The sequence below is a fragment of the uncultured Serinicoccus sp. genome (genome assembly GCF_947500995.1).
Classification (GTDB): Bacteria; Actinomycetota; Actinomycetes; order Actinomycetales; family Dermatophilaceae; genus Ornithinicoccus.
Genome location: NZ_CANMUA010000007.1, coordinates 38,546 through 51,836, shown reverse-complemented (window position 1 = coordinate 51,836; position 13,291 = coordinate 38,546). Strand labels below are relative to the sequence as shown.

The following is a 13,291-nucleotide window of genomic DNA, read 5'->3' as shown; positions in this document are numbered from 1 at the left end:
GCCTGGAGGTATGCGGTTGAGCGAGTTCTGGGACCTGGTCGAGCAGGAGTTCGGCTCCGGCTACGGCGCCGTCGTCACGCGGACCCAGTCGCTGGGCAGCCTGGGGGGCCGCACCGCGGACGAGGCGCTCGAGCAGGGGGAGTCCTCCCGCCGGGTGTGGGAGGCCATCTGCCGCGACATGGACGTGCCCCCCGAGCACCACTACCTGCCTGACCCGATTGAGCCGGACGACCGGTAGTACTCGGGACGCCGACCCGGAGCCGGCCGCCCGTGCGGTGGGCGGGGGTCGCTCCCGCGACCCGCAGCCAGCTCGGCCCGGGGCATGATGGCTCCATGCCGCAGGGGGAGGAGCTGACCAGGGCCGCCTATGACACGGTGGCCGACCTCTACGCCGACACGTTCACCGCGACCGAGCCCGAGCAGCCGCTCGAGCTCGCGATGGTCGACCACTTCGTGGCGCTGCTCGGTCACCGTCCGCGCGTCCTCGACGCCGGCTGCGGTGCGGGCCGGATGCTGCCCCGGCTCGCGGTGCGCGGTTGCCGGCCGCACGGGGTGGACCTCTCGCCGGAGATGGTCCGCAGGGCCCTGGCCGACCACGGCGCATACCCCTCCACCGTCGGCAGCCTCACCGACCTGGCGTTCGCCGACGACGAGTTCGACGGCGTCTTCTCCTGGTACTCCACCATCCACACCCCGGACGCCGACCTCGACCGTGTGCTGGCGGAGATGGCGCGGGTGCTGCGGCCGGGCGGCCACCTCCTGCTGGCCTTCCAGATCGGCGAGGGGGTGCGCGACATCGGCCCCGGCTTCGCCGCCCACGGCCACCAGGTCACCCTCCTCCGGTACCACCGCAGGGTGCAGGACGTCGCGCCCCGGCTCGAGAGGCTGGGTATGCCGGTGGTCGCCCGGCTGGAGCGCGGCCCCCTCGGGTCGGAGCCGGACCCCCAGGCGGTCGTCATCGCCCGGCGGCCGACGGGATGAGCCTGCTCCCCGCGCCCGGCGACCGGCTGGACGAGCTGCTGGCCTACGTGCCGGCGCGCCTGCGCGACGCCGAGATCCGCCGCGGCAGCAGGATGGCCGAGATCCGCAGGGAACTGCCCGACACGACCGAGGGATAGGCGGGGAGAGCCGACCGGACCACACGCGTCCCACCGTTCACAGCCTGCGCCGATATGTCCGGGAGACCGGGAAATACCCCGTGCAGATGGGCACATCCCCGCATCGTGGTACGCGTGGGTCTCGTGTGACGAACGTGGACGGGTGACGTTCTCGCCCTGGACCGGCTCGCCGCGGACCGACTCAGACCGGCCGCCCTCGGACCGCCTCGGGCCGCTCGCCTCGGGGCGACCGGCTCTCAGACCAGGTGGCGGTCGAGCAGCACCTCGGCCAGCTGCACGGTGTTGAGGGCGGCGCCCTTGCGCAGGTTGTCGTTCGAGATGAAGAGCACGAGGCCCCGTCCGTCGGGCACCGACTGGTCCACCCGGATCCGCCCGACGTAGGACGGGTCCTGACCGGCGGCCTGCAGCGGCGTCGGCACGTCGGCGAGCTCGACACCCGGCGCGTCGGCCAGCAGCTCACGGGCCTGGTCCGGCGTGATCGCCTCGGCGAACTCGGCGTGCACAGCCAGGCTGTGGCCGGTGAAGACGGGCACCCGCACGCAGGTGCCCGAGACGGCGAGGTCGGGGATGCCGAGGATCTTGCGCGACTCGGCCCGCAGCTTGATCTCCTCGGTCGTCTCGTCGTCCGCGGCGAGGTCACCGGCCATGGGCAGGACGTTGAAGGCGATGGGGGCGACGTATACCCCGGGCCGGGGCATCGACACCGCGCCGCCGTCGTGGGCGAGCGTCTCCACCGGCACGTCGCCGCCGAGGGCGGCCCGCGCCTGGTCGGCGAGCTCGGTGACGCCGGCCAGCCCGGAGCCGGAGACGGCCTGGTAGGTCGCGACCCGCAACCGCTCGAGACCGGCCTGGGCGTGCAGCGGCCGCAGGACCGGCATCGCGGCCATGGTGGTGCAGTTGGGGTTGGCCACGATGCGGCGACCGCCCTCTCCCAGGGCGAGCGCGAGGTCGTCGGGGTTGACCTCGCTCACGACCAGGGGCACGGCGTCGTCCATGCGCCAGGCGGAGGAGTTGTCGACCACGACGGCCCCGGCCTCGGCGAACCGCGGGGCGTGCTCCCGGGACGCGCCGCCCCCGGCGGAGAACAGCGCGACGTCGATGCCCGAGAGGTCCGCGGTCGCGACGTCCTCGACCTCGATGTCGCGCGCCACGTCGTACCCGGGTGCCCCGGCGGCGGACCCGGCCCAGGCGAGCGTCGTCCCGGCGGAGCGGGCGGAGGCGAGGTAGCGCACCGAGGCGACCGGGAAGTCCCGCTCGGCGAGCAGCCGCCGCATGACCGCGCCCACCTGACCCGTGGCGCCGACGACGGCGACGTGCAGCCGTCGTCCTCCCGACGCGCCGGTCTCCTGCTGCTCACCGCTCACGGTGCTCACCGTCCCGTCCCGCCGTAGACCACGGCCTCGACCTCGGCGTCCAGGTCGAACGCCGTGTGCACGGCGCGGACCCCGGCCTCGAGGTCGGTCTGGTCGCAGATGACCGAGATCCGGATCTCCGAGGTGCTGATCATCTCGATGTTGACCCCGGCGTCCGCGAGCGCGGAGAAGAGGCGGCTGGCGACCGAGGGGTTGGAGCGCATCCCCGCGCCGACCAGCGACAGCTTGCCGACGTGGCTGGTGTAGAGCACGTCGGAGAAGCCCATCTGCTCCTGCAGCGCGCGCACCGCGGCGACCGCCGTCTGGCCGTCGGTCTCCGGGAGGGTGAAGGAGATGTCCGACGTCTCGGCGTTGGAGGTCGAGACGTTCTGGACGATCATGTCGATCGACACACCGGCCTCCGACACGGCCCCGATGACCGCCGCGGCGGCGCCGGGCCGGTCAGGGACGCCGACGGCCGTCACCTTGCCCAGGGACTTGTCGTGGGCGATGCCGGAGATGATGGGCTCTTCCATGGTGTCCTCCGTGAGGGGTCGCCCGACCAGGATCCAGGTGCCTTCCTGGTCGGAGAAGCTGCTGCGGACGTGCAGGGGCACCTGGAAGCGGCGGGCGTACTCCACCGCGCGCAGGTGCAGGATCTTGGCCCCGTGGGCCGCCATCTCGAGGGTCTCCTCGATGGTGATGCGGGTGACCCGCCGGGCGCTGGGCACGATGCGGGGGTCGGCCGTGTAGAGACCGTCCACGTCGGTGTAGATCTCGCAGACGTCGGCCCCCAGCGCGGCCGCGAGGGCCACCGCCGTGGTGTCCGAGCCGCCGCGGCCGAGGGTGGTGATGTCGTCGTCGGTGGAGATGCCCTGGAAGCCGGCCACGATCGCGACCGCGCCGTCCTCCAGGGTGCGGCGCACCCGGTCGGGCTGGACGTCGAGCAGCCGGGCCCGGCCGTGCGCGGTGTCGGTGCGCATGCCCGCCTGGGCGCCGGTGTAGCTGCGGGCCGGCACCCCCAGCTGCTCGATGGCCATGGCCAGCAGGGCCATGGAGATGCGCTCGCCGGCCGACAGGAGCATGTCCATCTCGCGCTCCGGCGGCGTGCCGGAGGCGATCTGCCCGGCGAGGTCGAGCAGGTCGTCGGTCGTGTCGCCCATGGCGGAGACGACCACGGCGACCCGGTCGCCCGCGCGGTGCGCGGAGACGACGCGCTGGGCGACGCGACGCATCGCCTCGGCGTCGGCGACGGAGGACCCGCCGAACTTCATCACGAGCAGAGCCATGGGACTTCCTGTGCAGGGGTATGACGTGTCAGCCGGACGGCGGCGTCCTGACCGGGGTGCGGTGAGCCAGTCTAGGGGGCGCGGCCGGGGTCCCTTGACGCCGGGGAATCCCGCGCCCGCCCGCCGCGGTCCGGCGGGCGCTGCGCGTCCTCGCCCTGGCCGGACCCGGCGCCGCGGACGGGGCCAGGCCGCGCGGGGCATACCCTCGGGTGCATGGATGACGAGGACCGGATCGCGCTGCTCATCGACTACGAGAACCTCGCGCTGGGGTGCCGCGACCACCTGGGGGTGCCCTTCGACCTGCGGCCGGTGGCCGACGCGCTCGCCGAGCGGGGCAGGGTCGTGGCGCGGCGGGCCTACGCGGACTGGTCCTACTTCGACGAGGACCGGCGCATGCTCACCCGCAACCACGTCGAGCTCATCGAGATGACCCAGCGCATGGGGGCGTCCCGCAAGAACGCCGCGGACATCAAGATGGCCGTCGACGCGATCGAGACCGCCTACGAGCGGGACTACATCACGACCTTCGCCATCTGCACCGGGGACAGCGACTTCACCCCGCTCGTGCACAAGCTGCGCGAGCTCAACAAGCGGGTCATCGGCTTCGGCGTCCGCGACTCGACGTCGACGATGCTGCCGCCGGCCTGCGACGAGTTCCTCTACTACGACGACCTCGACGGGGTGGTGCCGGCCGAGGCGGGGGCACCACGGGGCGACACCTCGGCGGGCCGCGGTCGGGGCCGCGGGCGTGGTGGCCAGGGGAAGGGCGCCTCGGCCCCGCCGACCGAGCGGGCCGCCCCGGAGCCGGACCCCGAGCACGAGGAGGCCGAGGAGGAGCCCGCCACGGACCTCGCCTCGCTGGTGGCCCAGACCGTCTCCGGGCTGCAGCGCAGCTCCGGGGGAGCGGTGACCGCCTCGGTCCTCAAGCGCACCCTGGTGCGCAAGGACTCGACGTTCTCCGAGGCGGCCTACGGCTTCCGCGCCTTCGGCGAGCTGCTCGACCACCTGGCCGGACGCGGCATCATCGAGCTCAGCCCCGGCCCGGCCAAGGGCGACCCCGAGGTGACGCTGCCCGAGGAGGGCGGGCGGCAGGAGGCGTTCGCGCTGCTGCGGCAGACGGTGGCCGAGCTGGACGACGGCTCGGGCGTGGAGCTGTCCGGGCTCAAGGACCACGTCCGGGCCCGCCGCGAGGGCTTCTCGGAGAAGCCGCTCGGCTACGGCTCGTTCCTGCAGTTCTGCAAGGGCGCGGCGGCGGCGGGGCTGGTGGAGCTCACCCGTCGCGGGACGGGGTACGTCGTCACGGTCGTCTGAGGGCACCCCGGTCGGCGGGCCGCGACACGCGCGACCGACGCTGCGTGATGTCGTACAGGTTTTCGATTACGGTGTCCACATGGTGTCGCCGACCGGCACCGTCGTCCACAGATCGGTGGGTGGACGGCGAGGTGTGTCGGGGGTGGCGCCTAGCGTCTGACGCAGACATCGGACCGCCCATCGGGGGAGGTCCGCGGGTCGGTCGAAGGTAGGCGCGCCCGCCACGAGACGAAGGAGCAGCGCATGGCACAGGCCAGCAAGACGAGCAGGACGACCGGCGTCGACACCGACCGGTTCAGGGCTCTCGACACGGTGATGGCCCAGATCGAGAAGCAGCACGGCAAGGGCTCGGTCATGCGTCTGGGGGACGAGGAGCGTCCGCCGATCCAGGTCATCCCGACCGGGGCCATCGCGCTGGACGTCGCGCTCGGTGTGGGCGGGCTGCCTCGCGGCCGTGTCGTGGAGATCTACGGCCCGGAGAGCAGCGGCAAGACCACGGTCGCCCTGCACGCCGTGGCCAACGCCCAGAAGGGCGGCGGCATCGCCGCGTTCATCGACGCCGAGCACGCCCTCGACCCGGAGTACGCCAAGAAGCTCGGTGTCGACACCGACGCCCTCCTGGTGTCCCAGCCGGACACGGGGGAGCAGGCGCTGGAGATCGCCGACATGCTGATCCGCTCCGGCGCCCTCGACATCATCGTCATCGACTCGGTGGCGGCCCTGGTGCCGCGCGCGGAGATCGAGGGCGAGATGGGTGACAGTCACGTGGGTCTGCAGGCGCGGCTCATGAGCCAGGCCCTGCGCAAGATCACCGGCGCACTGAGCACCACCGGGACCACGGCCATCTTCATCAACCAGCTCCGCGAGAAGATCGGCGTGATGTTCGGTTCCCCGGAGACGACGACCGGCGGCAAGGCGCTGAAGTTCTACGCCTCGGTGCGCATCGACGTGCGACGCATCGAGACGCTCAAGGACGGCACCGACGCGGTCGGCAACCGCACCCGGGCCAAGATCGTCAAGAACAAGGTGTCCCCGCCGTTCAAGCAGGCCGAGTTCGACATCCTCTACGGCCAGGGCATCTCGCGCGAGGGCGGTCTCATCGACATGGGCGTCGAGCACGGCTTCGTCCGCAAGTCCGGCGCCTGGTACACCTACGAGGGCGAGCAGATGGGGCAGGGCAAGGAGAACGCCCGCCAGTTCCTCAAGGACAACCCGGACATCGCCGACACCATCGACCGCAACATCAAGACCAAGCTCGGCATCGGTGCCGCTCCGGTCACCGAGGACCTCCCGGACGGCGTGGACCCGGTCACCGGTGAGGTCTCGGTCGACTTCTGATGCCCGGCGCAGACCGGCTGTCCGAGGCACGGGCGGTGCTGGCAGCGGCCGAGGACGCCGCCAGCGCCTACGGGCTCGGGTCGGCCGACCCCGGTCGGTCCGGTCGGGAGAGGCCGGCCGGCGGGCGGGGCACGCCCTCCTCCGGGTCGGGTGCGTCGTCGGCCGAGCCGGACCCCCACGCCGTCGCCCGGAAGATCGTCCTGCGACAGCTCGCCATGGGCCCGCGCACCCGACGTCAGCTCGAGGACAAGCTGCGCGACCGCGACTGCGACCCGCAGGTGGCTGCCCGTGTGCTGGACCGGATGAGCGACGTCGGCCTCGTCGACGACGAGGCCTACGCGGAGATGTACGTCCGGTCCAAGCAGGAGACCAAGGGCCTGGCGGCGACCGCGCTGCGCCAGGAGCTGCGGCAGAAGGGGGTCGCGGACGAGCTGGTGGACGCCACCCTGCAGGACATCGACCCCGAACAGGAGAAGGAGCAGGCGCGGGCCCTGGTGGCGCGCCGGCTGCGGTCCATGCGGGGGCTCGACCGCGAGGTCCAGACCCGTCGGCTGGCCGCCTTCCTCGCCCGCAAGGGCTACGGCGCTGGCGTGTCCTGGCAGGTCGTCCGCGAGGCGTTGGACGACCTGCCCGAGCACGGGAGGGACTGAGCTCCGCGGAGCACGGCGCGACGGGGGCCGGCCCGCGCAGGGCCAGGGCCGGAGGCCCCGGGGCCGCAGGTCACCGGGCGGTCACTCGTCCTCGCCGCGCTGCGTGTCGTCCGAGGGCTCCCACTCCACCTCGGTGAGCTGCTCGTCCTCGTCCTCGCTCATGTAGTGCATGGCTGACTCCTCGGGGGAGTCCCAGCTGGTGGTCCGGCACTCCCGGGCGATCTCCCTGGCCTCCCCGTCCGGACGGTGCCGGTCGGCCCAGCGCGGCGACTCCTCCTGACGCTCGCGCTGGGCGATGCTCTCCTCGTGGGACTGCTCGTCCGCGGTCACCCCGAACGCCGAGGAGCCGACGTAGTGCTCCCCGGTCTGGTAGCCGCGGTCCAGCACGTCGCCCTCCCCGTCAAGCGTGTCCTCGGGCTGCAGCTGGTCCTCCGCGTCGATGCTCCACACCCCGAGGTCGTCACCGATGGTCTCGCGGTCGGTCTGGTCGCTCATGGCGGTGCTCCTTCGCTCGCGGCTCCTTCGCTCGCGACTGCTGTGGCACACAGTAGCGCCGGGACGCTCCCCGCGGCAGCCCGAGCACGGGCGGTGGAGCAGACTGCGCGGTATGACCTTCGCCGTGCTCGTCATCGCCGCCGTGGCGCTCGGCGCCGCCCTGCAGCGGGTGGCCGGCATGGGGCTGGGGATGAGCGTGGCGCCGGTGGCCTCGGTGCTCATCGGGCCGGTGGCCGGCGTCATGGTCTCCAACGTGGCGGCGATCGTGGCGGCGGCGATCCTCGCCGTGATGCTGCGCGGCGACGTGGACTGGCGCCGCTTCCGGACCCTCGTGCCGCTGCTGCTCGTGGGGTCGGTCGTGGGGGCGCTGGTCGTCCGGCACGTGTCGACGGCTGTGCTGGACGTCGTCCTCGGCGCCAGCGTGCTGGTGGCGATCACCGCGGTCGTGGGCAGCCGGCGCCGCCTGGCGGTGAGCGGGCGGGGCGCCGTGGTCGTGTCCGGGGCGGTCGCGGGCTTCATGAACACCACCTCGGGGGTCGCCGGACCGGCCATGGCGGTGTATGCCGTCGCCTCCCGCTGGGACCAGCGCTCCTTCGCCGCGACCCTGCAGCCCATCTTCTTGCTGGCCAACACCGCCTCGGTCCTCACCAAGGTCGCGGTGGGCGCCACCCCGGACGCCGGGGTCGTGCCGGCGTGGACCTGGGTGGTGCTGTGCGCCGCGGTGCCGGTCGGCATCGGGCTGGGCTCCGCGGTCAGCGACCGGGTGAGCCTGGGCGTGGCGCGCCGGGTCGCCATCGCGGTCGCCGCCACGGGCGGTCTGGTCGCGCTGGTGCGCGGTCTGCTGGCCTGGTTCGGGTGAGCCCCGGGGCGCGTACCCTGGACCTGCGATGAGCACGACGACCAGCACCAGCACCAGGACCTACGACGTGCGCACCCACGGGTGCCAGATGAACGTCCACGACTCCGAGCGCCTCGCCGGCCTCCTGGAGACGGCGGGCTACGTCGACCTCGCCAGCCTCCCGGGGGAGCACCGTCCCGAGGTCGCCGACGTCGTCGTCTTCAACACCTGCGCCGTCCGCGAGAACGCCGCCAACAAGCTCTACGGCAACCTGGGGCAGCTGCGCCCGGCCAAGCAGGCCAACCCCGGCATGCAGATCGCCGTGGGTGGGTGCCTGGCGCAGAAGGACCGCTCCACGATCGTCGAGCGGGCGCCCTGGGTGGACGTCGTCTTCGGCACCCACAACGTCGGCTCGCTGCCCGCGCTGCTCGACCGGGCCCGGCACAACAGGGCCGCCGAGGTCGAGATCCTCGAGTCCCTCGAGACCTTCCCCTCCACGCTGCCGACCCGGCGCGACTCGGCATACTCCGCCTGGGTGTCCATCTCGGTCGGCTGCAACAACACCTGCACCTTCTGCATCGTGCCGGCGCTGCGGGGCAAGGAGAAGGACCGCCGTCCCGGCGAGATCCTGGCCGAGATCGAGGCGCTGGTCGCGCAGGGCGTGGTCGAGGTCACCCTGCTGGGGCAGAACGTCAACACCTACGGCGTGGAGTTCGGCGACCGGCTGGCCTTCGGCAAGCTGCTGCGCTCGTGCGGGCAGATCGAGGGCCTCGAGCGGGTCCGGTTCACCAGCCCGCACCCGGCCGCGTTCACCGACGACGTCATCACCGCGATGGCGCAGACCCCCAACGTCATGCCCAGCCTGCACATGCCGCTGCAGTCCGGCTCCGACCGGGTGCTCAAGGCCATGCGGCGGTCCTACCGCAGCGAGAAGTTCCTCGGCATCCTGGACCGGGTGCGCGAGCAGATCCCGGACGCCGCCATCACCACCGACCTCATCGTGGGCTTCCCCGGCGAGACCGAGGAGGACTTCCAGGGCACCCTCGACGTCGTCCGCGCCTCCCGCTTCTCCAGCGCCTTCACCTTCCAGTACTCGATCCGCCCGGGCACCCCGGCGGCCGACATGGACGACCAGATCCCCAAGGAGGTCGTCCAGGAGCGCTTCGAGCGCCTCATCGAGGTGCAGGAGGAGGTCTCCTGGGCCGGAAACCGGGAGGTCGAGGGGCGGCAGGTCGAGGTGCTCGTCGCGCCCGGAGAGGGCCGCAAGGACGCCGAGACCCACCGCCTGTCCGGCCGCGCCCGTGACAACCGGCTCGTCCACTTCGCGGTCCCGGAGGGCGCGGAGCGCCCGCGGCCCGGCGACATGGTCACCGTCGAGGTCACCTACGGCGCCCCCCACCACCTCGTCGCCGACTCCGGCGTCCAGGGCGGGGTGTATGCCGTGCGCCGCACCCCGGGCGGGGACGCCTGGGCGGCGCTCCAGGAGGGCGGCACCCCCGGTGGGGTGAAGAAGCCGGCGGTGAGCCTCGGCATCCCCACGGTGGGTGCACCCGCCCCGGTGCCGGCGGCCGTCGCCCCCTGCTGCCCGACGGACTGACGGCTCAGGCCGAGGCCTCGCGCCGGTCGGCGGCCTCCTCCGAGGCGTCGGCGACGCGGTCGGCCTCGGCCGCCTCCACGGTGGCCTCCCGCGCCTCCTGGTGCTCCTCGCGTGCCTCGCGGCGCTGCTCCCGGGCGACCGCCGCCTTGTGGTCGGCCTCCATCCGGTCGACCTCGGCCCGCGCCTGCGGCTTGCCGTAGAACCGCCACACGCTGTAGCCGAGCAGCCCGATGGCGATCGCGCACGAGGCGAGCATGGTGATGGCCACGGGCCGGCCGCCGAACAGCCACCAGCGCTCGTCCACCGGCCACCAGCCCGGGGGCGGCGGTCCCATGAGCCACACGACCGCGACGCCGACCAGGCCTGCGGTGATGAGGACCGAGATGGCGATCCGCGGGATGGTCTCGACGCCCTCGGACGCGGCGCGCAGCGCCCGGATCTTCACCGGGTTGGTCCACCGGCGGGCCCAGGCGTACTGCGTCGACAGGATCCACAGCCCGGCGAAGGTGCCCAGCAGGCCGGGTCCGGGCAGCAGCAGCATGAGGATGCCGGCGACGAGGACGATCCAGCCCAGGGTCTCCAGGGCGATCCTCTTGGCGGCGGCGTTCACAAGGGTCGAGCCTAGGCGAGCCGCCGCCCGGGCGCGAGCCGCGGCCGTCCGGCCACCGATCTGTCGGCATACCCCTGGGGGATCAGCAGCACGTCACCCGGCTGTGGCAGGCTACCGCCCGTGACATGGAGCCAGGTCGACCGTGACGAGCTGCTCGAGATCTCCCGCCACGACCCGTTCGTGCGGTTCGCCACGAGCAACGAGATCGTGGCCGTCGCCGCGCCCGAGGGCTGGGCGTGCGTCGGCCCGTGGCGACCCGGCTCCGGCCACTGGGGCGGGGCCGCGGTCGTCGGGGCCGGGTCCGGGTCGGCTGCCGAGACCCGCGCCCTGCAGGCCATCGTGGAGGCGGGCGGGACGGACCTGGCCCTGGAGTGGTTCTCCACCGGCCAGGAGAGGCCGCTGTCGATCCCGGACCCCTACGCCTGCTGCGGCTCGGAACGCTGGTCGTTCCTGTGGACCGAGCAGGCTCCCGGCACCGACGCCCAGGGGCTCCTGGCGCAGCGGGGGCTGGGGGTCCAGGAGCTCGCGGACCGCGACGACGCGGAGGCGATCGAGGCCTTCGGGGCGGCGTACACCGAGGGCCGCTACCTCGGCTTCCCCGGGTGGGGGTTCGCCACGACGTGGCTCGCCGTGCAGGACCGCGCCGGGCGCACGGTGGCGGTCGGGGCGCTGCACGAGCTCGCCTCCGGCATGCCGCACCTGGCGGGCATCCTCGTCCGGCCCGACCGGCGCGGGCAGGGCGTCGGCGAGCTGCTCACCCTCGAGCTCACCGCGCGCGCGGTCCAGGAGGCGGGGGTGGCGACCCTGGGCGTGCGCACCGACAACCGGGAGGCGCTGGCGCTCTACGAGCGGCTGGGGTATGCCGTGGCCCATCGCTTCCACACCCGTGAGCTCGCCGCGGTCGCGGAGCCGGGGTAGGCCAGGCCCGCCCGGGGTTGGACCGGCACCCGCCGGGGCGGGTCGGGCGCGAACCTACGATGGGAGGGTGAGCGCGTCGTCCCCGTCATCCTCGGCCCCCCGGCCGGACCCCCGGCCCGAGCCCCTCGGACCGCCGACCCCGCGACAGCTCACCGCTGGCCGGACCGCGGCGGCGCTGGTGGTGCTGGAGGCCCTGGTCGTCACCGGGTTCGCCGTCTTCTACCTCGTCGAGCTGGCCCTCGGGGAGGGCCAGGACCTCATCGTCGTCATCATGTCGGTGGTGACGATGGTGGTCTTCGTCATCGGCCTGGCCTACACCTCCCTCGGCCTCCTGCGACGGCACCCGCGCTCGCAGGCGCCCGCGATCGCCTTCAACTTCCTCTTGGTGCCGCTCGGCATCGCGCTGCTGCCGCTCGCGCCCTGGTGGGTCGGGTCGGGCGTGCTCGTCCTGGGGGTCGCCTCCGTCGTCGCCACCGTCCTCATGGGGCGCCTCGAGGAGCGCTGAGGGGCGGCCGGCTCCGCACGGGTGCGCTCCACGACACCACGGGAGCCGCGCTGCCAGCTGCCGAACCGGCCCCAGGCGCCGGCCCCCCGGCGGTCAGGAGGCGGTGGTGCGCCGGCGGAGGGAGGCGAGCAGCCCGGGGTCCGCGCGGAAGTCGACGTGGTGCACCAGCCCGTCCCGGACGGTGAAGTCGAAGGCGACCTGCGGCATACCTCGCAGGAACCACGCGGCACCCGGCCGGTCGCCGACGAGCACGGGCAGCGCGGCAGCCGCTGCACCGTCGAACATGCGCGCGACGGCCTCGCGGCCCTCGATGCGGGTGGGTGTGCCCACCTGCACGGCCGCCGCGTCGCCCTGGACGACCACGTCCGGGGCCAGCAGCGCGAGCAGCCGGGCGAAGTCGCCCTGGCGGGCCGCGGCGAGGAAGGCGTCGACGACCACCGCGTCCGCCTGCCTCTCGGGCGCGACCGGCTGCCGGACCTTCCCCCGCGCCCGGGAGGCCAGCTTGCGTGTGGCAGCCGGCGTGTGGTCGAGGATCTGCGCGATGGTCGGGAAGTCCACCCCGAAGGTGTCGTGCAGCACGAAGGCCACCCGCTCGTCCGGCGTCAGCCGCTCCAGCACGACCTGGAGCGCGACCCCGACGGTGTCGGCCAGCACGACCTGTTCCGCCGGGTCCTCCGCCACGTCGGTCCCTCCGTCGAGGCTCGCGCGCGCCTCCTGCGGGTCCACCGGCTGCGGGACCCGCGCGCGCAGGCGGTCCAGGCACAGCCGGACGGTCACGGTGGTGAGCCAGCCCGGCAGGTTCTCGATGTCGACGTGCTCGCTGGTGCGCAGCCGCAGCCAGGCGGTCTGGACGACGTCCTGCGCCTCGACGGGGTCGCGCAGGACCTGGGTGGCGATGCGGGTCAGCCGTGGCCGCTCCGCCTCGAAGGTGCTGGTCCGGTCCATGAGGTCACACTTCCACGTCGGCGTACGTCACCCTGGTGACGAGCACAGGAGCTGACCTGTGACCGCAGGACCGGGAGGACCGACGTGAAGACCATGACCTGCCGCCAGCTCGGCGGCCCCTGCGACCTGGCGCACCGCGGCGAGAACGCCGACGAGGTCATCAACGCCCAGGACCAGCACCTCAAGGACGCCGTGGCCGCGGGCGACACCGCGCACGAGCAGGCGAACGACGACATGCGCGGTCGCTGGAAGCGGCCGGCGAAGTCGCTGGGGTGGTACCTCAGCATGAAGAAGCAGTTCGCCGCCCTCCCGGAGGACTGAGCGG

16 protein-coding genes are annotated in these 13,291 nt (G+C 73.4%); 11 read left to right on the top strand and 5 right to left on the bottom strand.

Features of this window, described 5'->3' with window-relative positions; genetic code table 11:
- Positions 1–10 precede the first annotated feature (10 nt).
- The 3 genes from Q0967_RS11715 (at position 11) to Q0967_RS11705 (ending at position 1,118) form a co-directional block, all read left to right on the top strand.
- Positions 11–238 (top strand): DUF3046 domain-containing protein, encoded by a 228-nt coding sequence (locus Q0967_RS11715; RefSeq protein ID WP_298750403.1) that lies wholly within the window; start codon positions 11–13, stop codon positions 236–238.
- A 95-nt stretch (positions 239–333) separates the two neighbouring features.
- Entirely contained in the window at positions 334–981 is a 648-nt protein-coding gene (locus tag Q0967_RS11710) for a class I SAM-dependent methyltransferase (protein WP_298750400.1), read from the top strand.
- The gene (locus tag Q0967_RS11705; protein WP_298750398.1) at positions 978–1,118 is read left to right on the top strand and encodes a hypothetical protein; all 141 of its coding nucleotides are present in this window, start codon (positions 978–980) and stop codon (positions 1,116–1,118) included. The genes Q0967_RS11710 and Q0967_RS11705 overlap by 4 nt, the downstream gene beginning before the upstream one ends.
- 236 nt (positions 1,119–1,354) lie before the next feature.
- Here the strand turns inward: Q0967_RS11705 and Q0967_RS11700 are convergent, their stop codons facing one another.
- Positions 1,355–2,482 carry an aspartate-semialdehyde dehydrogenase gene (locus tag Q0967_RS11700; protein ID WP_298750396.1) on the bottom strand — a complete coding sequence of 376 codons (1,128 nt, stop codon included), beginning with the start codon at positions 2,480–2,482 and terminating at the stop codon, positions 1,355–1,357.
- A gap of 5 nt (positions 2,483–2,487) precedes the next feature.
- Positions 2,488–3,759 carry an aspartate kinase gene (locus Q0967_RS11695; RefSeq protein ID WP_298750394.1) on the bottom strand — a complete coding sequence of 424 codons (1,272 nt, stop codon included), beginning with the start codon at positions 3,757–3,759 and terminating at the stop codon, positions 2,488–2,490.
- 213 nt (positions 3,760–3,972) lie between these two features.
- On the opposite strand from Q0967_RS11695, the gene Q0967_RS11690 reads away from it, so the two are divergent.
- From Q0967_RS11690 to Q0967_RS11680, 3 genes are all read left to right on the top strand, one after another.
- Complete coding sequence (locus Q0967_RS11690; protein WP_298750392.1) at positions 3,973–5,070, top strand: NYN domain-containing protein; 1,098 nt, start codon at positions 3,973–3,975, stop codon at positions 5,068–5,070.
- A gap of 243 nt (positions 5,071–5,313) precedes the next feature.
- Positions 5,314–6,408, top strand: a complete 1,095-nt coding sequence (gene recA, locus Q0967_RS11685) for a recombinase RecA (RefSeq protein ID WP_298750390.1) — start codon at positions 5,314–5,316, stop codon at positions 6,406–6,408.
- Positions 6,408–7,058 (top strand): regulatory protein RecX, encoded by a 651-nt coding sequence (locus Q0967_RS11680; RefSeq protein ID WP_298750388.1) that lies wholly within the window; start codon positions 6,408–6,410, stop codon positions 7,056–7,058. The genes recA and Q0967_RS11680 overlap by 1 nt, the downstream gene beginning before the upstream one ends.
- A gap of 81 nt (positions 7,059–7,139) precedes the next feature.
- Here Q0967_RS11680 and Q0967_RS11675 read toward each other — a convergent pair whose 3' ends face one another.
- A complete protein-coding gene (locus Q0967_RS11675; RefSeq protein WP_298750385.1) occupies positions 7,140–7,553 on the bottom strand; it encodes a hypothetical protein in 414 nt (137 codons plus the stop codon).
- Positions 7,554–7,665: 112 nt separating this feature from the next.
- On the opposite strand from Q0967_RS11675, the gene Q0967_RS11670 reads away from it, so the two are divergent.
- Both Q0967_RS11670 and miaB read left to right on the top strand, forming a co-directional pair.
- Positions 7,666–8,412: a sulfite exporter TauE/SafE family protein gene (locus Q0967_RS11670; protein WP_298750382.1), complete on the top strand. Its 747-nt coding sequence runs from the start codon at positions 7,666–7,668 to the stop codon at positions 8,410–8,412.
- Positions 8,413–8,440: 28 nt separating this feature from the next.
- Entirely contained in the window at positions 8,441–9,988 is a 1,548-nt protein-coding gene (gene miaB / locus Q0967_RS11665) for a tRNA (N6-isopentenyl adenosine(37)-C2)-methylthiotransferase MiaB (protein ID WP_298750380.1), read from the top strand.
- A gap of 4 nt (positions 9,989–9,992) precedes the next feature.
- Here miaB and Q0967_RS11660 read toward each other — a convergent pair whose 3' ends face one another.
- Positions 9,993–10,598, bottom strand: a complete 606-nt coding sequence (locus Q0967_RS11660; protein WP_298750378.1) for a PGPGW domain-containing protein — start codon at positions 10,596–10,598, stop codon at positions 9,993–9,995.
- Between the two features lie 120 nt (positions 10,599–10,718).
- Between Q0967_RS11660 and Q0967_RS11655 the strand changes: the two genes are divergently transcribed.
- Positions 10,719–11,516 carry a GNAT family N-acetyltransferase gene (locus tag Q0967_RS11655; protein WP_298750376.1) on the top strand — a complete coding sequence of 266 codons (798 nt, stop codon included), beginning with the start codon at positions 10,719–10,721 and terminating at the stop codon, positions 11,514–11,516.
- A 67-nt stretch (positions 11,517–11,583) separates the two neighbouring features.
- The gene (locus tag Q0967_RS11650) at positions 11,584–12,021 is read left to right on the top strand and encodes a hypothetical protein (protein ID WP_298750374.1); all 438 of its coding nucleotides are present in this window, start codon (positions 11,584–11,586) and stop codon (positions 12,019–12,021) included.
- Positions 12,022–12,114: 93 nt separating this feature from the next.
- Here the strand turns inward: Q0967_RS11650 and Q0967_RS11645 are convergent, their stop codons facing one another.
- Positions 12,115–12,966, bottom strand: a complete 852-nt coding sequence (locus Q0967_RS11645) for a sigma-70 family RNA polymerase sigma factor (RefSeq protein WP_298750372.1) — start codon at positions 12,964–12,966, stop codon at positions 12,115–12,117.
- 93 nt (positions 12,967–13,059) lie between these two features.
- On the opposite strand from Q0967_RS11645, the gene Q0967_RS11640 reads away from it, so the two are divergent.
- Positions 13,060–13,287, top strand: a complete 228-nt coding sequence (locus tag Q0967_RS11640; RefSeq protein WP_298750860.1) for a hypothetical protein — start codon at positions 13,060–13,062, stop codon at positions 13,285–13,287.
- The last annotated feature ends 4 nt before the right edge of the window (positions 13,288–13,291 follow it).